This is a genomic window from Psychrobacter submarinus, assembly GCF_904846685.1.
Taxonomy (GTDB): Bacteria; Pseudomonadota; Gammaproteobacteria; order Pseudomonadales; family Moraxellaceae; genus Psychrobacter; species Psychrobacter submarinus.
This window is the reverse complement of record NZ_CAJHBQ010000002.1, coordinates 90,048-112,588: the sequence shown is the minus strand read 5'-3', so window position 1 is coordinate 112,588 and position 22,541 is coordinate 90,048. Positions and strand designations below refer to the sequence as shown.

Annotated in this window: 17 protein-coding genes; 2 read left to right on the top strand and 15 right to left on the bottom strand. The window is 44.8% G+C overall.

Features of this window, described 5'->3' with window-relative positions:
* Nucleotides 1-176: 176 nt before the first annotated feature.
* The 10 genes from hfq to nspC form a co-directional block, all read right to left on the bottom strand.
* Nucleotides 177-725, bottom strand: coding sequence for an RNA chaperone Hfq (gene hfq / locus JMY03_RS06805; RefSeq protein WP_025646569.1), 549 nt, complete (start codon nucleotides 723-725; stop codon nucleotides 177-179).
* 267 nt (nucleotides 726-992) lie between these two features.
* Nucleotides 993-2,135 carry a tRNA (adenosine(37)-N6)-dimethylallyltransferase MiaA gene (gene miaA, locus JMY03_RS06800; RefSeq protein WP_201602375.1) on the bottom strand — a complete coding sequence of 381 codons (1,143 nt, stop codon included), beginning with the start codon at nucleotides 2,133-2,135 and terminating at the stop codon, nucleotides 993-995.
* A 370-nt stretch (nucleotides 2,136-2,505) separates the two neighbouring features.
* The gene (mutL, locus tag JMY03_RS06795) at nucleotides 2,506-4,296 is read right to left on the bottom strand and encodes a DNA mismatch repair endonuclease MutL (RefSeq protein WP_201602372.1); all 1,791 of its coding nucleotides are present in this window, start codon (nucleotides 4,294-4,296) and stop codon (nucleotides 2,506-2,508) included.
* Nucleotides 4,297-4,317: 21 nt separating this feature from the next.
* A complete protein-coding gene (tsaE, locus tag JMY03_RS06790) occupies nucleotides 4,318-4,833 on the bottom strand; it encodes a tRNA (adenosine(37)-N6)-threonylcarbamoyltransferase complex ATPase subunit type 1 TsaE (protein WP_201602370.1) in 516 nt (171 codons plus the stop codon).
* Nucleotides 4,826-5,428 carry a 6-pyruvoyl trahydropterin synthase family protein gene (locus tag JMY03_RS06785; protein WP_058024076.1) on the bottom strand — a complete coding sequence of 201 codons (603 nt, stop codon included), beginning with the start codon at nucleotides 5,426-5,428 and terminating at the stop codon, nucleotides 4,826-4,828. Before JMY03_RS06785 ends, tsaE begins: the two co-directional genes overlap by 8 nt.
* 637 nt (nucleotides 5,429-6,065) lie before the next feature.
* A complete protein-coding gene (locus tag JMY03_RS06780; protein WP_051397468.1) occupies nucleotides 6,066-6,584 on the bottom strand; it encodes a hypothetical protein in 519 nt (172 codons plus the stop codon).
* Nucleotides 6,585-6,904: 320 nt separating this feature from the next.
* Complete coding sequence (locus tag JMY03_RS06775; RefSeq protein WP_201602368.1) at nucleotides 6,905-8,581, bottom strand: GMC family oxidoreductase; 1,677 nt, start codon at nucleotides 8,579-8,581, stop codon at nucleotides 6,905-6,907.
* 140 nt (nucleotides 8,582-8,721) lie between these two features.
* The gene (locus JMY03_RS06770) at nucleotides 8,722-8,928 is read right to left on the bottom strand and encodes a DUF2905 domain-containing protein (protein WP_025646563.1); all 207 of its coding nucleotides are present in this window, start codon (nucleotides 8,926-8,928) and stop codon (nucleotides 8,722-8,724) included.
* A 117-nt stretch (nucleotides 8,929-9,045) separates the two neighbouring features.
* Nucleotides 9,046-10,311, bottom strand: coding sequence for a saccharopine dehydrogenase family protein (locus JMY03_RS06765; RefSeq protein WP_201602366.1), 1,266 nt, complete (start codon nucleotides 10,309-10,311; stop codon nucleotides 9,046-9,048).
* Nucleotides 10,312-10,517: 206 nt separating this feature from the next.
* The gene (gene nspC / locus JMY03_RS06760; RefSeq protein WP_201602364.1) at nucleotides 10,518-11,729 is read right to left on the bottom strand and encodes a carboxynorspermidine decarboxylase; all 1,212 of its coding nucleotides are present in this window, start codon (nucleotides 11,727-11,729) and stop codon (nucleotides 10,518-10,520) included.
* 288 nt (nucleotides 11,730-12,017) lie between these two features.
* Between nspC and JMY03_RS06755 the strand changes: the two genes are divergently transcribed.
* Nucleotides 12,018-12,599, top strand: a complete 582-nt coding sequence (locus JMY03_RS06755; RefSeq protein WP_227675572.1) for a DUF924 family protein — start codon at nucleotides 12,018-12,020, stop codon at nucleotides 12,597-12,599.
* A gap of 383 nt (nucleotides 12,600-12,982) precedes the next feature.
* Here JMY03_RS06755 and JMY03_RS06750 read toward each other — a convergent pair whose 3' ends face one another.
* The 4 genes from JMY03_RS06750 to lpxB all read right to left on the bottom strand — a co-directional run bounded on the left by JMY03_RS06750 (nucleotide 12,983) and on the right by lpxB (nucleotide 18,135).
* Entirely contained in the window at nucleotides 12,983-14,302 is a 1,320-nt protein-coding gene (locus tag JMY03_RS06750) for a CAP domain-containing protein (RefSeq protein ID WP_201602360.1), read from the bottom strand.
* Nucleotides 14,303-14,438: 136 nt separating this feature from the next.
* A complete protein-coding gene (locus JMY03_RS06745) occupies nucleotides 14,439-15,758 on the bottom strand; it encodes a CAP domain-containing protein (protein WP_227675532.1) in 1,320 nt (439 codons plus the stop codon).
* A gap of 229 nt (nucleotides 15,759-15,987) precedes the next feature.
* Nucleotides 15,988-16,818 (bottom strand): ribonuclease HII, encoded by an 831-nt coding sequence (locus tag JMY03_RS06740; protein WP_201602357.1) that lies wholly within the window; start codon nucleotides 16,816-16,818, stop codon nucleotides 15,988-15,990.
* Between the two features lie 45 nt (nucleotides 16,819-16,863).
* Entirely contained in the window at nucleotides 16,864-18,135 is a 1,272-nt protein-coding gene (lpxB, locus tag JMY03_RS06735; RefSeq protein ID WP_201603224.1) for a lipid-A-disaccharide synthase, read from the bottom strand.
* A 540-nt stretch (nucleotides 18,136-18,675) separates the two neighbouring features.
* On the opposite strand from lpxB, the gene JMY03_RS06730 reads away from it, so the two are divergent.
* Nucleotides 18,676-19,758, top strand: a complete 1,083-nt coding sequence (locus JMY03_RS06730; RefSeq protein ID WP_201602354.1) for a 3-deoxy-7-phosphoheptulonate synthase — start codon at nucleotides 18,676-18,678, stop codon at nucleotides 19,756-19,758.
* Nucleotides 19,759-19,845: 87 nt separating this feature from the next.
* Here the strand turns inward: JMY03_RS06730 and pepN are convergent, their stop codons facing one another.
* Nucleotides 19,846-22,497, bottom strand: a complete 2,652-nt coding sequence (gene pepN / locus JMY03_RS06725) for an aminopeptidase N (protein ID WP_201602351.1) — start codon at nucleotides 22,495-22,497, stop codon at nucleotides 19,846-19,848.
* Nucleotides 22,498-22,541 lie beyond the last annotated feature (44 nt).

Below are 22,541 nucleotides of genomic sequence, written 5' to 3'. Positions count from 1 at the left end.
GCCTATTTTACTATATTATCGACTACTTTAGTAACCGCGCTCTAAATGGGATCAATAATGTGTTGAGCAAATACAAAAAAGACCCACTGCGTGAGTAGGTCTTCATTTACTACAACAGCTTCATGAAACTATCGGCCATACCAACTGACCTAGGAAACTTGAAAGAATAATGGCGATTAATGATTGTCGCTATCGTTAAAGTCCTCTTTTGGCGTATCATTTAGGCCGGTATTCTCGCCTGGGTTTTCAAAGCCGCGATCCTGACCAAAGCCCGTTCGATCAGAGCTTGCTCCAAAGCCGCTACGATTAGAGTCTTGGCCAAAGCCGCCGCGCTCAAACCCGCGATCTTGTCCAAAACCGCTACGATTAAAGCCGCTACGATTTGCAGGGAAGCCGCGCTCTTCGTAGCCACTACTCATACCGCCCGCTTGATTACCTCGGTCAAAGCCGCCGCCTTGGTAGCCACTAGCCGAGCCTGAGGATTGTGCGCTGCTACTAGAAGATGACGCTGTACTGCTACGAGGGTTTCGCGCTGGTACTACTGTCGATATGGCATGCTTATAGACCATTTGGCTAACGGTATTTTTTAATAACACCACATATTGGTCAAAAGACTCAATCTGGCCTTGTAGCTTAATGCCATTCACTAGAAAAATGGACACTGGAATACGGTCTTTGCGCAATGAGTTCAAAAATGGATCTTGTAGAGTCTGTCCTTTTGACATAAAAATTCTCCTAATAGTTATTATTTTATTGTAATGTACTGTGATTTTATACTAAGAAAAATCAGTCTAAATTATAACAGTTAACACCCTGCTCTATTGTCGTTTATCGTTATTTAATATAATCGTTTCTTACACATCATTTCTTACGTAATGTTATAAAAACGATTCAACCATACTACTCTTTAGCTAATTCTATTCTTTAGCTAATTCTATTTGTACTAATCTATCTATACAAAATAGCGATGCTATATAAATGTACTGTAGCGGCTACCCTAAATAATCTCTCACTTGCTCGATAGAAGTAAATGAGCTTATGACTATGTTGTGTTGCGTATCAGTAATGCTTGTATCAATTTGTGCAGGCGCTATAGCGGACTGATTTGCTACCGCTAAGCCTTTGGACAACTTACGCAGCCAAGTGTACTGGCGCTTAGCCAGCTGTCTGGTAGCATATAATGCCTTATTTTGCATCGCTTCACAAGCGAGATGCTGCTGCTGAGACTGCATCGGTTTTGCAGAGTTATTAGACACCTTAACCTTGTCATCTGTACTATTAGCAAAAGCCTCATAAAACAGCGACTTATCTAAATGCGCGCGCTCAAAGACTGGATGGTCGATATGCACTAAATATTCAAGCACTTGACGATAGCCCACGCAGCGCATGGCAGGCATATTTGGGGTCAGCGGATAGCGCTCAAGTAAACCGATTACCTCATCCACTAAGCCTTCTTGCCACATAATATCTAAACGTTGATGAATGCGCTCATGTAACCAAGAACGCTCCGGTAGCACGGATAAGACATGCCACTGCTGGTTAGGATTATGGGCCAATGCTTGTTTGGGTTGATGTTGCCAGTCGCTTATTGGAACATTGGTTTGTTTATATACCTCGACGGCTCGCGTGATTCGCTGCGTATCAGCAGGCGCTAACCGTTGATGGCTCTGAGGATCGACGTCAGCCAAATAATCGTATAAAGCGCCAATACCTGCTGTTTGTCGCCACTGCTCGACTTGCCTGCGTACCTGCTCATCGCTATCCGGAACAGGCGACAGGCCTTCTATTAGTGCCATGTAGTACATCATCGTACCGCCCACTAACAACGGGATTTTACCTTTTGCATGATACTCATCAATCAGGCACTCAACATCGCTGACAAACTCCGCGACGCTATAGCTTTGTGTTGGATCAATAATATCGACTAAATGATGCGGATAACGCTGTAATTCTGCAGCCGTAGGTTTAGCGGTGCCAATATCCATCCCACGATAAATAAGCGCAGAATCTACTGAGATAAGCTCATAACGACCACTATCATAAAGCTCATAAGCTAAAGCGGTCTTGCCACTCGCCGTTGGCGCCATTAAGCAAATGACGCTATTATCTGACATAGGATGAGGAGCGTCTGACATAAAGTTGCCTATAAAAAGAGTTTAACCATTTAGGGCGTGTTGAACATTCACAAGTGCGCACTGCTGATAGCTACTAGTTAATCAAAGCTGTGTTCTAGTCGTCGTTAAAATTGCAGGTAATGCTTATTGCATTGGCTAGCTGATTTTATTTAAACAGTCGCAACGACTAGGGCGATTTTAGCATCAGCCCTCACGACAACAACAGGGACAGGACTATTTTTTGCCGCTTCATCGTTAAAAATAGACGCTTAGAACGACTAAACTTATAATTTTTATCTGCAAATCGCCTAAAAAATAGTCTCTGTCAGTGCCATGGTCGAATGTTCAACACGCCCTAATAAAGAGTGTGACAGCATAAAGCTAAATACGATTAAGCTAAAGCGGACGATAATAATAAGCCAATTAACGGTTTGCTATCTGTCCGTACAATGGCTTTGGTCGTGAGTATCTCTATAATATCTGAGGTAAAAGCTTGCAAATCTGGCGTCGACATTTGTGCCGCGTAATGGCTAATCTGCGCATTAATCTCTTGGTTTATTGTCAACTGACTGGCTGATTTATGAGACTGCCGATAATCATTGGCTGTAAATAACCGAGCGAACCGCTGATGCCACTCCGCTTCTGTTATCACCATTAATTGTCCTTGATTGTGCACTAAAGCATAAAACAATAGCCAAGGTGACAAAGCGCTAGGGACATTATCGTTCACTGCGCCCACAAGATCTTCTGAAGCTCCAAGCTCATACTCTGACAAGTCAGTAATCACTTCTAAACAGTATGGCAAAGGCATTGAACGCTTGCCACTTATTGTAGGTAATACTGAGGGAGTACTGGACTGTTTATCGCTTGCTGTCGTTATCGCAGCGTTGTCATTTACCTGATTGGCACCACTGGCAACTGTATCTGGCTCTTGTGAGCGCTGATAAGAGTGCTTAACAGACTGTACTTGCGGCTTAAAAGCCGAAAAATTATGCCCACTGTCATCAGGCTGATTTTCGTTTATCTCGTCCTCTAATAATTCTGGGCTTGATGATGCTAACGAAGGATAGTCTATCACTGCGCTTTTGAGCTTGTTGCTGATAGCATAACTCAGATGCGCCACGATGTTATTGAGAGAGCTGATTTTGATGCGCTGTTTGCTAGGATGCACATTAACATTCAACCAAGATAATGGCAGCTCAAAGTATAACGCGTACCCCAGCGCCGCAATCTCAGCACTTGCTGCTAATTGCCGGAGCTGATTGCTGATAATGGCCTCTTTGACTAAGCGTCCATTGACATAGATTAGCTTTGGGAGATTGGGCTGCGGCTGCATAGCTGGCCACAACCAACCGCTAACTTGCGCTGGCGTCATTGCTGATGGACTTGTCTTGCTCGAGTCAGCGTACTGCTGCTGTAGACCTGATAAATCTACAGCAACTTCTACAGCATTCTCTTGTAGCGCTAAACCTAGCGCTTGCTCTAGTCGAGAGATAGGGAGATGTTGGCGGATATTAGCTACTGAGGCGCTGCTAGTCGTATCATCGTCTCGATCTGCTGATAGGGTGATACGTTTTTTATTATCATGGAAAAGAACGAGCGTCACATCAGCACGCGCTAAAGCAACCTCACGGACTATGGTTTCAATATGAGCAAATTCAGTAGCGATAGACTTTAGATTGCCGCGCCTAGCAGGCACATTAAAATACAAATCTTTAATCGTGACTGTGGTGCCGCGGTTGTGCACCACTGGCGTCAAGGGCGGCTCCTCAGCAAGTACACCTGAGACTTGCAGCTGTCGACCTATACCATTGTCATCATGACTACTGATCAAAGTCAGGCGTGAGACTGCAGCCGTAGCGGCTAAGGCCTCACCGCGAAACCCTAACGTACGGATACCTTGTAGGTTAGCCACATCAGCGACCTTGCTAGTAGCGTGGCGAGTAATGGCCATTACCATATCATCTGGATGGATACCCGCGCCATTGTCCGCGACCTGTATCATTCCCATACCGCCTTGAGTGATATGTACCTCGATATGTGTGGCTTTGGCATCGATAGCGTTCTCGAGCAGCTCTTTGACCACAGCGGCCGGACGCGTCACCACCTCGCCTGCCGCCAATTGATTGATCAGTAGCGGCGAGAGTTTTTTTATACGACTAATGGCGGTATTTTCTAGCATAACAGAATTATGAGTGCAGAGTTATAAGTGCAAAGTGGATAAGTCTAAGCCTTGGGCTTGACCTATTTTTGAGAGACGACACTCAATCTGCCGCGCGCCGTCATCGGCTTCCGTCATATCGATAAATATAGCCGGTGGCGGCAAATAGCTATCGGCGCGACTCGCCCATTCTATAATAGCTAGCGCATTTGGCTCATCAAGATACTCATCAAAACCAATAAAAGATAGCTCTTCTGGATCTTGGAGACGATATAGGTCTGCATGATAAACAGGCTTAATCGTGCCATTGCTTTGCTCAATGCTATAAGGCTCCACTAAGGTGTAAGTCGGACTTTTAACCGCGCCTTTATGACCTAACGCTTGTAGCCAATAACGTGTCAAAGTGGTCTTGCCTGCGCCCAAATCCCCGGATAGCCATACACTGCCCGTCAGCGGCAATGTCGCTAATTGCTCAGCCAGTGACTGAGTGTCTTGCTCAGAGTTCAGTATCAAAGTTTGCACAGTGTCACTGTTTTCTATTGATTGATCATTATGCATCAGTCTGAACCTGCATAGTCACCGTTGGGTTGGTGAAGCTTTCACCGCGAATCAGCTTGGCATACAGATCAGAGTCCGTCCACTCAGCACGAACTTGTTCACTAAATTCAAAATCCTCTAAAACCAGCTTACCCATTTGCTCGTTTGCCACATCATCGGCGAAACACTGCGCGTAACCCGTCGCGGTCTCATGGGCAATCACTGAATACACACTGACATCTGCTTCACCATTTTGCATTTGCGTCTGGCGCAGTATTTCTTGTGCCCAGAAAAATATCACCCGTGAAAACTGTTCTGCCGATGGTGAGACTGGTAGGCTGATCCAACGTGCGCTAAATTTCTTACACGCTGCGACATATTCAGGATCGTCTTTGTTCCAAAAACAAATGGCATGATCAAAGCTGTCGATAATATCTTTGATCGAAGATTTTAGTAGCCCAAAGTCATAAACCATTTGCCCATGGTCTAGACGGGTGGCTTCTAAAATCAGCTCAATCTGATAGCTGTGACCATGGATGGAGTGTTTGCAGCGCTCAGAGCTACAGTTACGAACGATGTGAGCGTTTTCAAATTTGAATAGTTTACGTATACGCATAATAAGGTGACCAAAACAGTGAGCACGATGGTGCTAAATGTTAATAAATAAGAGTTTGCCGCGTTTATGAATCGGTTTATGGCTAATTATAGCAAATCGCTTCTCATTCGTAAGTAAGCACTTATTAACGCTGACATCTACTAGCGATACCAAACCAGAAACAAAAACATGAACTATATAGAATCTCATACTCAGTTTACGCAGTCACTGATTTTTCTATATCGCTAATTGGAAATGAACACTCGCGGTTACTATTGTCTTTACCCCGCGCCCTCCCTACAATACATGCGTCGAAACTATGAAATGCTTTTAAACTTAAACTATCAATTGCACGATTTAAAACGTTCAACCCTAAGATTCATAAAGGCAGCCTATGAAGCAGATCTTGGTATTGTTATTCGTAGTATCGGGCGGTATGGCGCTCGCCACTGAAGCGGCATTTCTAGGGCCTTTAGGAGAGAAAATCAGGTGATTAGCAGTATTTTTGGGATTCGGCTGACGGGCGCGCTTTATTTGATTTATTTGAGTAATAAAAGGCAGGTTGAGGATTGATAGTTTTAATTCGATAGCGCTTGAGCTAAATCATTCTACTTGAACTGCTATATTTAGGCTCTTGCTTTGAGCATTATCACTATAGTTAGACTAAACAGGGTGCATCGTCTGTGAGAGTATCATTAGCGAGGAGCTGACTTGCTTTATATGCGCCAAGAATACTCAACAGCACCAGTAAAGTCAGTAGAGTAAAGAAACCAATTGGTTTTACTTTTGCTTTTAAACCGTAACTATACTTGGTCGGTTTCCAAACCTTCTCATTAGGTAGAGGGTTTTGATTTAGTTGGAGTACTTTAAGATTTCTGAATCCTTCTAAACAAAACAATATTATTGCTAGCCCTAAAGGGAATCCTACAAACAATCCATAGAACATAATCTCAAAACCTGTGAACCATTTATAATCGTAGCAACTGATGTTATCAATATACAAGCTAAATTTGGGTAGTAAGTACCACTCAATCAAAGCTATCGAACCGGCTGCAATAGTAAGATATTTAGCTAATAATACTATTTTTTCTTTTTTTGTATATTCTGGTGCATAACCGTTCATGCTGCTCTGCTCTATATTTGCAAACCTATTTTCTTTGCTATCACCTATTTTCATAAACCCCCAATTGATATCTCATAAACTCAATGTTGTTTGCAAGGTCTAAAATATCACTTGCAAAATCACTTTGTTACATCTTCTTAGTGCACAACTCTATACTCCCTTGCTAGTCATGCCTTAGCTTTTTGTAAAACGAATCATGCTTTATGACGGTTTGTAGCTTCATATCACCTACGGTTAAAGCGTTATATTGCCCTTTTAAGCAGATGATAAAAACTATTAAGATAAAATTGTGATTACTTAAAAAGCCTTCTAGTATTAAAACACTAGAAAACTTTATTTAAACTCTAATAGCTTGTTTAGCTTCAAAAGCTTGATTACCCTGCTGCTACGTGCTCAGCTTTGGCATAGTTAGTGATCTGCGTCGGCACGCTTCCACTGCTATAACGTTCTGATTTCATTTGTTCGGCTATCTTTTCGGCGATAGCAATGGTTGGTGCGTTGGTATTAGCGCTAATCAGTGTCGGCATAATCGACGCATCAATCACCCGTAAGCCCTCAATACCGCGCACCTTCAGATCCGTATCGACAACCGACAGCTCATCTGTGCCCATACGGCAAGTACCGACAGGATGATAAATGGTGTCGGACTTATTGCGAATATAACCAAGCAAGCCATCTTTTTTGATATAAGGCGCGGCATAGTCCTCGGTGATGAACTTGGCAAGAGGCGCTTCTTCCATAATAGCGCGAGCACGCTCGGCGCCCGCGACCATAAACTCTACATCTTTGTCGTTTGACAAATAATTGGGATCAATCAGTGGCGGCTCGCTAGGATCGGTTGACGCCAGTCTCACTGTGCCACGGCTCTCAGGGCGCAAATAGCAGCTGTGTACTGAAACGCCGTAACCCCACTTCAGCTCACGTCCGTGATTAATCACACGCGAGATGACAAAATGCAGCTGAGTGTCAGGCCAGTCTTTTGGCGTCTTATCCGTAGCGCTATAAAAAGCGCCGCCTTCGGCATAATTGGTCGATAGTATGCCCGTCCCATCTTTGCGCCATTGTCCTAAGGCGGACGTCATCTGCGCAACCGTGCTTAGGCCGATACCGATGATGTCTTTGGTATTGACCTTATAATCGAACACCACATCTAAGTGATCTTGCAAGTTACCGCCAACATCCGGCGACTCCTGAATCACCTCGATACCGTGCTGCTCTAAGTGCTCTTTTGGACCAATACCTGATAGCATCAACGTCTTTGGAGAGCCGAACGCGCCCGCGCATAGTAGCACCTCTTCGAGAGCGCTGACCGTATATTCTTCACCATGCTTGACGTAAGCGACACCCGTGGCGCGCTTATCTTCTATGATAACCTTGGATACCATAGCGCCGGTGATGATGGTGAGGTTCGGACGCTCTTCAATAGGGTGCAAGTAAGCGGCGGCGGCTGAACAGCGCTGGCCCTGCTTATCGCCATGGAAGTGGGTGACTTGATATAGGCCCGCGCCGTCTTGCTTTGTACCATTAAAGTCGTCGTTGGCGTCGAGACCATTAGCCACACAAGCATCAACAAAGGCTTTAGAGATAGGCCGCGGGCTCAATAACTCAGACACATGCAGGGGACCTGAGTCGCCGTGATGCTCGTCGCCACCACGAATATTGTTTTCGGCTTTTTTGAAAAAAGGCAGCATATCATCAAAGCCCCAACCCTCGCAGCCGTTATCTGCCCAGCGATTATAGTCTTTGGCACTACCGCGAGTATAGACCATCGCATTAATAGCGGATGAGCCGCCCAAACACTGTCCGCGCGGCTGATATCCTATGCGATTATTGAGCTGGGTTTGCGGTACAGTATTGAATGCCCAGTTGTTGATCTTTACTGGCTTGTCGCGCATCATCATGATGACGCCTGCAGGCACACGTACGGCCAAATCTTTGCCGTCGCCGCCAAACTCTAATAGGCACACTGAGATAGTTGGATCTTCTGATAAGCGGCTGGCCATCACGCATCCTGCTGAGCCGCCGCCGATAATGACATAGTCAAATTCCATGAGAAAAGCGCTCCTTGCTAATAGCTTACTAATAGATAGTACCGATCATATAACGCGATACAGTCATTTCACTATAGCAGAATTAGCTAGCGCTGCTTAGAAAATTTAACAAAACTCTAGGCTAAAACTGACATGACTTTTTAGCGATTAAATAGATTCAGCAGAATGCTTGCTACAACGCTTATCACAATCATTGTCATTATTGGAAAGTAAATTTTGGTATTGCCAGAGCTGTGCTTGATGTCGCCTGGTAGATTGCCTATCCACGAAAACAGGCTTGGAAACACTAGCCAAATAGCCCCTATTACTACTAATATAGCTCCCAAAATAATTAGGATTTTTGCCATTGGTTAGTCCTTATTAATATTTTTTAATTAAATATATCAGCTTAATCAACTATATCAGCGTCTACAAAAAAAGCCTATCTATAACAGATAAGCTTTTTTATAAAACTAATATTTAACCTAAAATTCGAGCGCTCTGTCTCCGTTGGCGTCTTGAATACGCGTTGGCAGACCTATCTTATTAAGTAGATTAATGAATGGCTTAGCGTCTAGCTCCTCGACATTGACCATCTTGCCGGTGTCCCACTCCCCAGTCGCGACAAGCATAGCGGCTGCGACGGGTGGCACGCCTGCAGTATAGGAGATACCTTGGCTACCCACTTCATTATAGGCCTCTTTATGGTCAGAGACGTTGTAGATAAACACCTCAGAATCAACACCGTCTATCTGTCCTTTGACTTTATCACCAATACAAGTCTTGCCTGTATAATTAGGTGCAAGCGAGCTAGGATCTGGCAATACCGCTTTGACTACTTTGAGCGGAATCACTTCTTGACCTTCGGCAGTCGTCACTGGCTGCTCAGAGAGCAAGCCCAGACTTTGTAGGACGGTAAAGACATTAATGTAGTGCTCACCAAAACCCATCCAAAAGCGAATATTCGGTACATCTAGATTGGCTGATAGCGAATGAATCTCGTCATGTCCGCTTAAATAGCTGTTTTGCACGCCAACGACAGGCAGATCATCGGTACGCTTGACCTCGAACATATCGTTGGTTTGCCATTGGCTATCTTGCCAAGAGTAAACCGTGCCGGTGAACTCGCGAAAGTTAATCTCAGGGTCGAAGTTGGTTGCAAAGTATTTACCATGGCTGCCAGCGTTAATATCGATGATGTCGATATCAGTGACTGAACCTTTATCCATCATGTCATAGCCGAGGCGCGCGTAAGCGTTGACCACGCCCGGATCAAACCCTGCGCCCAAGATAGCAGTGACATTATTATCAGCGCAGCGCTGCTTGCGTTGCCACTCATAATTGTTATACCAAGGCGGGGTTTCACAAATCTTGCGCGGATCTTCGTGTATAGCAGTGTCGATATAAGCCACTCCTGTCTCAATACAAGCTTCTAGTACACTCATATTAATAAAGGCTGAGCCGACATTGATAAGGATCTCAATACCCGTGTCGTTGATAAGTTTGATCAGCGCTGCACTGTCCATCGCATCGACTTGATGAGTGTGCAACGTCGCTGGACGTTTAAAGCTGTTTTTGTCATGGACGCTTTGCGCTATCTCATCACATTTGGCCTTAGTACGCGAGGCAATATGAATCTCGCCGAGTACGTCATTATGCATGGCACATTTATGCGCGACCACTTGCGCCACGCCGCCTGCGCCGATAATAAGAACGTCTTTTTTATTAAGCTTGGTTTGACTTATGTTCAATGAACAATCCTCCTTTGTGTTCCTGCCGATGCCACAGAGGTGGCTATGCAAAACAGTAACAGATGAATGATGTGTATGAATTAAAAAGGAAGACCGAGGAAAACCCATACACCCGTCGGGCAAAAACTATTATTTGTCTTATAACCTTTACCTAGTGCAATTATAACAATTTTATCCTTTTTTTAGCACTATCTAGCGAGTAAAAATTAAGACAAGCTCGCTTTATAATCTTGATAATCAAACTCACGCTGGATATCAATGCTGCCATCTAAACGGCGAATTACAATGGCTGGCATGTTGACGCCATTGAACCAGTTTTTTTTCACCATAGTATAGCCTGCGGCATTAGCAAAGCTTATTTGGTCGCCTACCTTGAGTTTATCCGCTAGCGCATATTCGCCAAAAATATCACCCGCTAGGCAAGAACGACCACAAACGATGGTATTGTCTAGCGCCTGCTGATTACAGATTTCTGCAGCGGGCAAGATATCGACGGCCTCGTCATTGATAGCCGCGATAGCTGCCGACTCTTGGTAAATAAGCAAATCGAGCATATGTGCTTCGATAGAAGCATCAACCACTGCGATGTTTTTTTCATTGTGCAGCGTATCGAGCACCGTTGTTACGAGCGTGCCCGCGCTATGGATACTCGCCTCGCCTGGCTCAAGATAGACTTGCACGCCGTATTTTTCGCTAAAGCTTTTTAGCCTATCGGCCAGTTTTTCTAATGGATAATCAGGCGCAATAAAGTGAATACCGCCGCCGAGACTTACCCACTCGAGCTCAGCTAAAACATCACCAAACTTCGCTTCGATATCTGCCAAACTATCGCTGAACGCCTCAAAGCTATCGTTCTCGCAGTTATTGTGAATCATCACGCCACTAATATCAGCAAGCACCGCTGCAATTTTATCTTTGTCATGCTCGCCCAAACGACTGAACGGGCGCGCTGGATCAGCAATGATAAAAGAAGAATTACTGGTCTTAGGGTTCAGACGCAAGCCTACAGGAATGTTTTGTGCATAGGCTTGCTCTTTAAAAGCGGTGAGCTGCGAGATAGAATTAAAGATAATCTTATCGGCATAGCTCAATACCTCATCTATCTCATCACTGCTATAAGCCACACTATAAGCATGCGTCTCTTTATCTTGCGCGCCGCCAAACGTCTCAAAACCTAAACGCACCTCATTGAGTGACGATGAAGTTGTACCGTGCAAATAGGGCTGCATCGTGTCAAAGACTCCCCAAGTTGCAAAGCACTTAAGCGCGAGTAACGCCTTGGCTCCTGATAGCTCACATAGACGCGCGATAATCTGCATATTGCTGACGATTGCCGCCTCATCGAGTAAATAATAAGGAGTCGCTGGTAATTGAGACGACACTTTGGAAGCCTTTAAGGATGGGTTTACTGAATTCATATAAAGCAGCCTAAATCAGATAAGCAAAAAAGTGGAATAGTATAGGTTAAAGAGTCGAAGCAGATGGCAGATGGTCATTCGTAGCGATTAATAATAAGGTTTATATTCGCTTTTGCAAGCACAAGGGATACTACATTTTAACATCATGACCGTAGCTACTATTTAAGTTATAGTAAGCTAAATTCATTACTAGGAGAATAGCTTATGTCACTCTCAACCGGTTATTCTACCAGCGCTAGTCAAGCGAATCATAATAAAATAAATGCTGAAGATATTAATCTACAACATATCAATGCTGATGCGCGTGCCGTATTAGAATTTTGGTTTAATGAAGACAACGAGCCTTACTGGTTTGAGAAAAACGACGATTTTGATCAGCGTATTGAGTCAAAGTTTGGCAAAATTTGGCAAGCAGCTATACATGGTGAGTGCGCTCACTGGCGCCGCGGCGACAATAAAGCCGACGCCAATAGCTCCATTACCAATCTCGCCGGACGCTTGGCGGAGATTATTGTCTTAGATCAGTTCTCGCGTAATTTATGCCGCGGCAAGCCTTGTGCTTTTTCACAAGACGGCATGGCAGTAGTGCTTGCGCAAGAAGCGATCAAGCAGCCGCATTTTGATAGCTTACCGATGGAATGGCGACGCTTTACTATCATGCCATTTATGCATTCTGAATCCTTAGCCATTCATGAGCAGTATTTGCCATTATTTGAGCAGCTTAATGATGAAAGTACATTAGGGTTTGAGCATCGTCATAAAGATATTATTGAGCAATTTGGTCGCTATCCGCATCGTAATGAGACTTTGGGCCGAGAGTCGACTGACAAAGAAAAAGAGTTTTTGCAGCAGCCGGGCTCTTCATTTTAGGCGCAGATTAGAGGTCTATACTTAAAGGATTATAGGGCGTGTTGAACATTCGACCATGGCACTGACAGAGACTATTTTTTAGGCGATTTGCAGATAAAAATGGTAAGTTTAGTCGTTCTAAGCGTCTATTTTTATCAATAAAGCGGCAAAAAATAGTCCTGTCCCTATTGTTGTAGTAAGGGCTGATGCTAAAATCGCCCTAGTCGTTGTGACTGTTTAAATAAAATCAGCTAGCCAATGCAATAAGCATTACCTGCAATTTTAACGACGACTAGAACACAGCTTTGATAAACTAGTAGCGATCAGCAGTGCGCATTTGTGAATGTTCAACACGCCCTAATTAAAAGGCTATGCTGACGACTCAGTTTTCGATGACTGCTCATTTATGAGTAGTTCACCTCGCCTGTCATAAAGCTAAACGACTTACTGATCAGGCGTTGGTCATTTATGATGACATCGAAGCTTACTTTATATTCAGTGTTGCCCTGCAAGCCGCAGTTGTTTGCTTTTTTTATCATTGTCTGCTTTATGCTAGCCTTACAGCTATCGACTGCGTCTGTGATAGGTAAGATAAAAGCTTCGTTTTTGGGCAGTTTATAGTCTGTATTTAGGTAAGGATCTGATTGATAGTCAAGTACTTGCGTCGGTATCGCTGTTCTGCGCAGCTCATCATAAAAGCGAATGTTGATAATCTGAATAGTGTCGGCTGCTGCCACTTTGATATAGATAGGCTGACCTATAGGATCGGTACTTAAGTCGCGGCCGGTATGCTTTACTGGATCTGGGGTTTCGTTATAAAGAGCCGTTACTGTGCTGGTTACGCCTTGGCACGGATAAGTTAAAACACCAGCATAGTTAGCATCTACCGTGTCAGCTGTAGCAGCGGCGTTGCTGACTAGCACATAGCCTTGATTATTGCGCGTGTCTTTATTATAGGGCTTGTAGGCGACGACCGCCGTCCCTACTACTTTCGAGCTTGGCTGCATCAGCGAGCGCAGATGATAAGGCGCGGCAAGCAAGGATCTAGCCATCGAAGTGGTTATCGCTTCTGCGGAGAGTAGCTCGCCTGCAGAATGGTAATACATACTCTGTGCGATGTTTTCTGTGAAGCCATACTTTAGATTGGCGTAGCTGGCATTGAATAAGCGGTTTTTGATATCTAGGCCGCTATAGTGCGGGTTATTGCTGCTAGTAACCGCTTTAATATCTTTAATCTCGTTTTGATAGTGCGGATAAAATAGCGAGGGCTGCGAATGAGCAAAAATGTATTTAATATAGTTCGCATGGCCTAACGCGACTTGTTTAAGCTCAGCATCTGGCGATAAAGTGTCAAGGCCACAGCGGCTTCTAGCGTCATTAAACACCTTATTAGCTATAGCCGATGCATTATCATCATTATCGACGTTAATACTTTCGTTACTGTTATTATCGTCATTACTATCATTATTGTCATGGTTTTGAGTCTTTTCACCTGAGCTTAACTTATTATCCTTTTGGGCTAAAATACTCGTATCAACTTGCTCATCGATCTCTATACCTAAGACTGCAAACGCCTCCTCTAACTGCAAGTGTGCTATCGCCGCTTTTACATCTTGTAGATAAAGTGCTGGTAGATAGGCTCTTTTTACTCCGTCATCGGCAGGTATTAGCAATAGCAAAGCCAATAATAACACCGGCATGATAGCAGAAGATCTAGCGCTCACTGACTCCCCTTTTAGTCATAAGTTTTGTCGTTAATATTGACGGTGCATTGTAATAGTGCGTTTGGCCATCAAGCTTAACGCTATAAAGCCAATGGATCTCAGCGTTGCTTATTGCTGCTTATTTTAACCATAGCGACTAATAATTGACAGCGCCGGTTTTAAAGGTAAATGATTTGCTTTGTAGATCTTTATTATCGACTAACACATCGAAGCTGACGCGGTACTCAGTATTACCGTACAGTCCACACTGCTGACTTTGATTCTGAGTACGTTTAGCCTCACAGCTTTTTAGGCTGTCTGTGAGCGGCATGATAAAGGCCTCATTTGCTGGTAGTTCAAAATTAGTCCCTTTAAACGGATCATCATTACTATCCAACAGTTTGACCAATACATTCGTTTTACGTTTCAAATCACGGAATTCAACATTACGCACTTCGATGCTTTGAGCTGAAGGCATGTTGATATAAACAGGCTGGCCAATTGGATTGATTTTCAAATCTCGAGTAGGAGGCCCACCATTTGGATTTCTAAATGGATTAGGACTTTCGTTGTATAGTGCAGTAACTGTGCCAGTGACGCCATCACAAGGATAAGTAAAAATCCCCTGCGCCGTATCATTTACACTTGCCGCGGTCGCTGCTGCATGAGTGACTAATACATAACCCTGATTTTTTTCGGGATCCTTATTAAAAGGCTTGTAACTGACCACCTCAGTTCCGACTACGCTTGAGCTTGCTCGCATCAATGAACGCAGATGGTAAGGCGCTGCCAATAATGACTTTGCCATCGAGCTGGCAGCGTTATCAGCGCTGATAAGCGTCCCTAAAGAGCTGTAGTAAATCGTCTGGGCAATATTTTCAGTCGCACCGTATTTTAGATTCTCGTACTGGGCGTTTGCGAGTCGCTCAGAAAAACTAACCCCGCCAAAAAATGGATTGTTCTGGCCGGTGACATCAGTGTTATTACTGATCTTATTTTCATAATGAGGATTAAAAACGGTTGGGGTGCTATTCGCAAACACATGCTGGATATAGCGACTATGCTGACTGGCGATACTAGCGAGTTCCTTATCCATTTGCAGTCCGCCAAGGCCACAGCTGGTACGAGCAATACTAAACTCATTATTTGCGATCAAAACCGCTTGAGGGTTATTACTTACTGGCGGAGTCGCTGGAGGGGTAGTCGGGTCTTTATCATCTGCTGTAGGTGGGATTGGTAGGGCGGGATCTACTGATTCATCTTGTTCGTCCTCTGGCTTATCAGTGTTAGGCGTATCTGAGTCTGAAACAATTGGGTCTGAAACTATAATATCACTCTCTACTTCAGGCTCAATAGATTCATCTGCGCCAGAACTCGTGTCTGAATCGCTGCCCCCGCCGCCGCCACATGCTGCTAGAAATAAAACAGAAAAAAGTAGTGCGCTTAGGCGCTTCGCTGCCAATGTTGAAACCATCATCAGTCCTTAATGTTTGATAATACTAGAATACTGTTTAGACTCTAGTTACAAACTATAAACGTAAGACAAACAGTTTTCAATAGTGACGAGACATTTTCTGTTAAATTAATTATATCCAAAATATGTTATATTTCAAACATTTGTCTCATCACGCTTAGGCTATTTCACATGATAGTGGTGGCATAACTATAGGGTAAATATATCAGTGTAGATGGAGTACTCACATACTCTACCTTTGTTTTATGGGCGAAAAACTACGTCTGTGCTCATCTAGCACGCCATGAGTCTCAATAGCTTGCAGGTGCGCCTTAGTCGGATAGCCTTTATGCTTAGCAATAGCATACTCAGGATGCTTGCTATCTAAAGCGTACATCGTCTGATCGCGGCTAACTTTAGCCAAGACACTAGCTGCCGCTATACTAGTATGCCGCGCGTCCCCTTTTACCCAAGCTTGGCAATCAATAGCAGATGAGGACAGTCCAAATTCAGACAACTTAACATAATTCAGTTCAGGGCAGCGATTGCCATCGATTAACACCTCAACTTGGCTTGTTTGAATATTCGCAGCATTGCTAACCAATGCCTCTAGCAGTTCTTCCGTGCATAAGCGCATTCCGAGCATTGTCGCTTGCAAGATATTTAGCTGATCGATAACCGCTGCTGGAATATCTGCGATAATATATCCAAGCGCGTGCTGTTGTATTAAAGGATAAAGAGTATCGCGCTTTTTTTCACTGAGCTTTTTGGAGTCAGTCAAGATGGATAAAGGTGTGTCTTTTAGCGGCTGGTTTTCGATAAGATCTGACCAAGTCTTCGGTAAAATAGCTGCCGCAACATGGACACTCCCTAACAAAGGCCCACGCCCTGCTTCATCAATACCTATCTGTAATGTGGGTAAGCTGCCACTTTGCACCGCTCTCGGCGGATACTCAGCTGTGAGCTGCGACAGAAGTAACTGTCCAGTTAATGTTATAGGGGCGGCTAAGGACGTGTATTGACCTTTGATAGTGATGTGCTCAATACAAGTGTCGATAGGCAAAACTTGGGGATTAATACTCATTTTTATCACTGGAATTATTTTATATCATAAGGATTGGAGAGGTTGTTAGAACGTTGCATCGCGAGCGGTACGCGTACGTGCTCTCATTTGGGCAAACCATTGCTCGACCACGCTATTGGCGGGATCATGGTTGCTCTGCTGCTGCAGATTGCGCTTAGTCGCTAGTAAATGCTGTAGCTGTTCATTATAGGCCCGCGGCTGTAAAAGCTTAGTCAGCGTGCGGCAAATATTCTCGCCCGTTGCCTGCTCTTGAATGAGCTCAGTGACTATCCTCTCTCCAGCTAAGATATTAGGTAGTGCCACATAAGGAACTTTGACCAAGCGCTTAGCGATCTGATAAGTCAGCTGATTAAGCTGATAAATAACTACCATAGGCCGCTCAAGCAGCATAGCTTCAAGCGTTGCAGTGCCCGAAGCGAGCATAACCATATCGGAGGCCGCCATCGCTTGCTGACTAAAACTCGGCTGACTCTCATCATAGACTACAGCAATAGCATCGCGCAGGGGTTCAGAGCGTTTATCTATCACGTCTTGCACGATATATTGATGATTTTGATCGACTGTTGGGATAATAAAACACAGCTTGGGATCGACTAACAACAGTTTTTGCATACCATCGAGCATCAAAGGTAAAATAGCGGTAATCTCACTGCGGCGCGAGCCTGGCATGACGCAGATAAGCTGACTGACTGCCTCAAAACGCTCTCTAAAAAACTGCTGCAAGCCATCGTTTTGCCAAACCAGCTCACTGCGTAGCTGATTGGTCGGCGTCTCAGTCAGCTCAGCATCAAGCGTTCTAAGTAGCGGATGGCCCACACATATCGCCGGATGGTTGTAGCGCTCATAAACGGGCAGCTCGAATGGAAACAAGCACAGCACCAAATGAGTCGCCTCTTTGATACCGTGGATACGCGACTCACGCCACGCCCAAATAGAAGGGCTGACGTACTGGACACAGAACACGCCTTTGGGCTTGAGCTTCTTAGCGACGCGTAAATTAAAATCAGGCGCATCGATACCAATAAACCAATCTATCTGAGCATCCATAAAAGCAGTTAAAAGCTCGCGGCGCGCTTTAAAAAGGTCAGATAATTGCGCGACTACTTCAACCAAACCCATGACGGCTAGCCGAGATAAAGGAAACAGGCTTTGTAGCCCCTGCGCTTGCATCTTGGGTCCGCCCACTCCCACCCAAACAATATCATCACGCAGATTATTCATCTGCTGCATAAAGTCTGCCCCTAAGCTATCCCCCGATACCTCGCCGGCGACTATCCCTATGACCAATGGCGGTGTTAATTGTGCTTTTGATGGCATTTTTGATGGCACTGAAGATAATGCCTGTTCACCTAAGGGTGCACGCTGTTCATCCGCTTGAGTAGGCTTAGCAAAACGAGTCATGACAAACCTTCAATAATGATAGAAATAAAGAATAGGGCGTGTTGAACATTCGACCATGGCACTGACAGAGACTATTTTTTAGGCGATTTGCAGATAAAAATGGTAAGTTTAGTCGTTCTAAACGTCTATTTTTATCAATAAAGCGGTAAAAAATAGTCCTGTCCCTGTTGTTGTAGTTAGGGCTGATGCTAAAATCGCCCTAGTCGTTGTAAAAATTTAGCTAAGGCATCTGCATTACCTGCAATTTTCACTTAGACTAGAACTATTTTAGCGATCAGCAGTGCGCATTTGTGAATGTTCAACACGCCCTAATATAATCATAAAATAACAAGTATAACAAAATTTTGGTTTTCACATTCCAGTTATCAGTCAATTAACTGCACAGCTACCCTTGTCAACGCACACTTTTGTCCTCATAATGATTATTCCCACTAATCAGCTAAATGATAGATACCCATGACAACAACAGTTATCCACAATGCAGACATTGATGACGTGAACATTGACCAATTCATCCCTTTAGTCACCCCCGCTGAGCTAAAAACTGAGCTACCTCTTACCGATGCCGCCTATCAAACCGTACTCAAAGGCCGTCATACGATTCAAGACATCTTGGATGGTAAAGACAAGCGCTTATTTGTGGTTATTGGCCCTTGCTCTATTCACGATATAAAGGCCGCTCACGAATACGCAGATCGTTTGGCTGTATTGGCCAAAGAAGTCGAAGACAGCATCTTTGTGGTGATGAGAGTCTATTTTGAGAAGCCGCGTACCACTGTGGGCTGGAAAGGCATGATCAACGATCCAGATATGAATGACAGCTTCGATATCGAAAAAGGTCTGCGCAGTGCTCGTAAGCTTTTGATCGATTTGAACGAAAAAGGCTTGCCTTGTGCGACCGAAGCGCTCGATCCGAATACGCCGCAGTACATGCAAGATCTTATCAGCTGGTCAGCGATTGGCGCTCGTACCACTGAGAGTCAGACGCATCGCGAGATGAGCTCAGGCTTGTCCTGCCCTGTCGGCTTCAAAAACGGCACCGATGGCGGTATGACTGTCGCTGTCAACGCTATGCAAGCGGTCAAAGCAGGTCATAGCTTCTTAGGTCTATCTGCTGATGGTCAAGTGTCGATTATTAGATCTAAAGGCAATCCTTATGCCCATGTCGTACTGCGCGGCGGCAATGGTAAGCCAAACTATGATGAAACCGCTGTCGCAGCTGCAGAAAACGAGCTAAAAAAAGGCAAAACCAGCACGAAGATTATGATTGACTCAAGCCATGCCAACTCAGGCAAAGATCCGTATTTGCAGCCAATGGTCATCAACAACGTCGCTGAGCAAATTCGAAATGGCAATAAATCCATCATCGGTATGATGATTGAGAGTCACCTAAAAGGCGGTAATCAAAAGCTCACCGCTGATCTTAGTCAGCTTGAGTATGGCAAGTCTATCACTGACGGTTGCCTAGACTGGGACAGCACAGTGACTGCTCTTCATGAGCTGCGTGACGCGGTAAAAGACATTCTGCCGAATCGATAGTTGCTGACATTATCGCTAGTTGTATTGCTTAACGAAAAAAGCTCATCTATTAAGATGAGCTTTTTGTGTTCTACCAGCTCTGAGCTATTAAGCAGAAGCCTCTGCGGCACTGAGCACACTATCTAGCGTCTCTATTACGTTTTTAGAGGAGACTTGCTGCTGCAAAGCGACAAGCTCATCTTGCGCCATCTGCCGAGTCGGCTCTGCTAGCGTATACCAGCGCGCTAGCACTTGTAGCAAGCGAGATGCCAATACCGGATTGGTGCCATCTAACGTCTTGATTACCCCTGTAAAGAGAGACAAGCCCTCAGCGGTCCAAAGTACGGTCGGCTGCGAGGTGAAAGCGCTAATCACTGAGCGTATCCGATTAGGCGTGTTCCAGTCAAAATCATCATGCACGAGTAAAGCTTTGATATCTTGTGTGGTGACATGAGCGCTCGAGGCTTGTACGCTAAACCACAAATCAATGACCAAATCATTACCATAGAAGCGCTGATAAAAGTCCGCTAAACACTTATCTGCACCAGCAACTCGATGATTCACCATCGCCTTTAACGCGCCGAAGCGTTCAGTCATACAGCTAGCATTCTCATATTGCTGCTGTGCCCACTCCTTTGCACCAGCCACTTCGGCAGTCAATGCCATGTCTAAGACCACATTACGCAGGGCACGCTTACCAAGGGCTTCTGGCGTATCTGAATAAGGCTGCAATGGCAACTGATTATATAAAGCCGTCCACTCATGTTTAAGCGTCTGCGCCACTTGCTTATATAAGCCATTGCGCTGCTGTTTCACCACTTTAGGATCGTAGTCTTGGTGTATGGCTGAGGCCAGCTCCTGCACCGATGGAATATCGAGCAGACGCGCCGCGAGCATAGCATCAGTGACCGCAAGCTTAGGCAGGGTCTTCGCTAAAGACTGCAGATAGATATCAGGACTGCTTTTTTTATTGCCTTGAGTAGTAAGCAAGATACGATTGACAAGCATCTGTGTCACTTGCCATTGGTTAAAGCCATTGGTCTCATGCTCAAGCAAAAACGCTAAGTCTTCATCTTGATAATCATAATTGAGCTGCACCGGCGCACTAAAATCACGCAGCAAAGAAACCACTGGCTCTTGCGTAATATTATCAAAACTAAAGGTCTGCTCTGCCTGATCAAGCATCAGCATACGCTCATCAATGATAGCGCCGGAATCTTTGTCAAATAACGCGGTCGCCACTGGTATTGGTAGCGGCTTTGGTGCATCAAACCCTGGTACGTGGCGCGTCTGCTGCTTAAGAGTGATTGTCAAAGTCTGTGAATTACTATCATAGCTTTGATGACCAGATACTACGGGCGTACCCGGCTGACGATACCAATCGATAAAGTCCTCAATCTTACTATCGGTAATGCTAAGCGCAGATAAAAAATCCTCAACTGTGACCGCTTGGCCGTCATAACGACGGAAGTACTCATCAGTACCTTTTCGAAAATCTTTAGGGCCTAAAGTATTGGCTATCATCCGCACGATTTCAGCGCCTTTTTCATATACCGTCGTGGTATAAAAATTATTAATCTCAACGAAGCTCTCAGGACGTACCGGATGCGCCAGTGGCCCTGCGTCCTCGCTGAATTGATGCGCGCGCAAAGTGGCAACATCATCGATACGCTGCACCGCGCTTGACTGCTGATCGGCAGAAAAGGATTGATCGCGGTAGACGGTAAGCCCTTCTTTTAGACACAGCTGAAACCAATCACGGCAGGTAATACGATTACCAGTCCAGTTATGAAAGTACTCATGAGCAATGATGGATTTGACACTGAAGCTGCGCGCGTCCGTCGTCGTCTCAGGACTTGAGAGCACACAAGCAGTGTTAAAGATATTGAGACCTTTATTCTCCATCGCGCCCATATTGAACTGACTGACCGCCACTATCATGTAGCGATCCAAATCATACGCACGGCCATAATTGACCTCATCCCAGCGCATCGAGTCTTTGAGCGCCTGCATACCCACATGACACTTATCGATATCATCACTCTTGGCGTAGAGCTCAAGCAAGACCTCGCGCCCCTCACTAGTGGTATAGCTATCACTCAATACTTCTAAATCGGCGATGACGCTCGCGAATAAATAGCTGGGCTTGTTGGTTGGGTCGTGCCAAATTGCATAGTGACGGGTGTTGTCGTCGGCAACTTCACCCGCTTCGATCAAATTACCATTGGCAAGTAAAGTCGGAAAGCGCTTGTCGGCCTCAATACGGGTAGTAAAAACAGATAGCACATCAGGGCGATCAGGATAAAAGGTAATCTTGCGAAAGCCCTCAGGCTCACATTGAGTGACAAACATCGTATCGCTACCACTACCGGCTATATACAGACCTTCAAGCGCAGTATTGGTATGCGGATAAATACGTACTTGCAGCTGCAAAGTCAGCTTATCTGGCGCATCACTAATAATAAGCTTACCATCAGCTTGCTGATAGCGATCATTAGACAGTACCTCATCGTTAAGTGTGATAGCTATCAGCTCAAGCTCCTCGCCATCGAGGACTAAGTCACCATCGCTCTGCCGCTGCATCACCAAAGTACTATCGACGATAGCATGGTCATCGAACAGCTGAATATCTAAATCAACGGTATCAACATCGAAGCTTGGCAGCTTATAGTCTTTTAGATGGATTTTGCTGGGCATATGCGTAGGAACATCCGGCATGTCTGCATTGATAATATTGGCATCAGTTTGAGTCGTTGACATTGATAATCCTATTGTTTTTCTAAAGAAGGCTAGAGTCTATTATT

Coding starts and splice junctions, on each gene's coding strand:
- hfq (WP_025646569.1), bottom strand. CDS start 725: ATGTCAAAAGGACAGACTCTACAAGATCCATTTTTGAACTCATTGCGC.
- miaA (WP_201602375.1), bottom strand. CDS start 2,135: ATGTCAGACGCTCCTCATCCTATGTCAGATAATAGCGTCATTTGCTTA.
- mutL (WP_201602372.1), bottom strand. CDS start 4,296: ATGCTAGAAAATACCGCCATTAGTCGTATAAAAAAACTCTCGCCGCTA.
- tsaE (WP_201602370.1), bottom strand. CDS start 4,833: ATGCATAATGATCAATCAATAGAAAACAGTGACACTGTGCAAACTTTG.
- JMY03_RS06785 (WP_058024076.1), bottom strand. CDS start 5,428: ATGCGTATACGTAAACTATTCAAATTTGAAAACGCTCACATCGTTCGT.
- JMY03_RS06780 (WP_051397468.1), bottom strand. CDS start 6,584: ATGAAAATAGGTGATAGCAAAGAAAATAGGTTTGCAAATATAGAGCAG.
- JMY03_RS06775 (WP_201602368.1), bottom strand. CDS start 8,581: ATGGAATTTGACTATGTCATTATCGGCGGCGGCTCAGCAGGATGCGTG.
- JMY03_RS06770 (WP_025646563.1), bottom strand. CDS start 8,928: ATGGCAAAAATCCTAATTATTTTGGGAGCTATATTAGTAGTAATAGGG.
- nspC (WP_201602364.1), bottom strand. CDS start 11,729: ATGAATTCAGTAAACCCATCCTTAAAGGCTTCCAAAGTGTCGTCTCAA.
- JMY03_RS06745 (WP_227675532.1), bottom strand. CDS start 15,758: ATGATGGTTTCAACATTGGCAGCGAAGCGCCTAAGCGCACTACTTTTT.
- JMY03_RS06740 (WP_201602357.1), bottom strand. CDS start 16,818: ATGAGTATTAATCCCCAAGTTTTGCCTATCGACACTTGTATTGAGCAC.
- lpxB (WP_201603224.1), bottom strand. CDS start 18,135: ATGCCATCAAAAGCACAATTAACACCGCCATTGGTCATAGGGATAGTC.
- JMY03_RS06730 (WP_201602354.1), top strand. CDS start 18,676: ATGACAACAACAGTTATCCACAATGCAGACATTGATGACGTGAACATT.
- pepN (WP_201602351.1), bottom strand. CDS start 22,497: ATGTCAACGACTCAAACTGATGCCAATATTATCAATGCAGACATGCCG.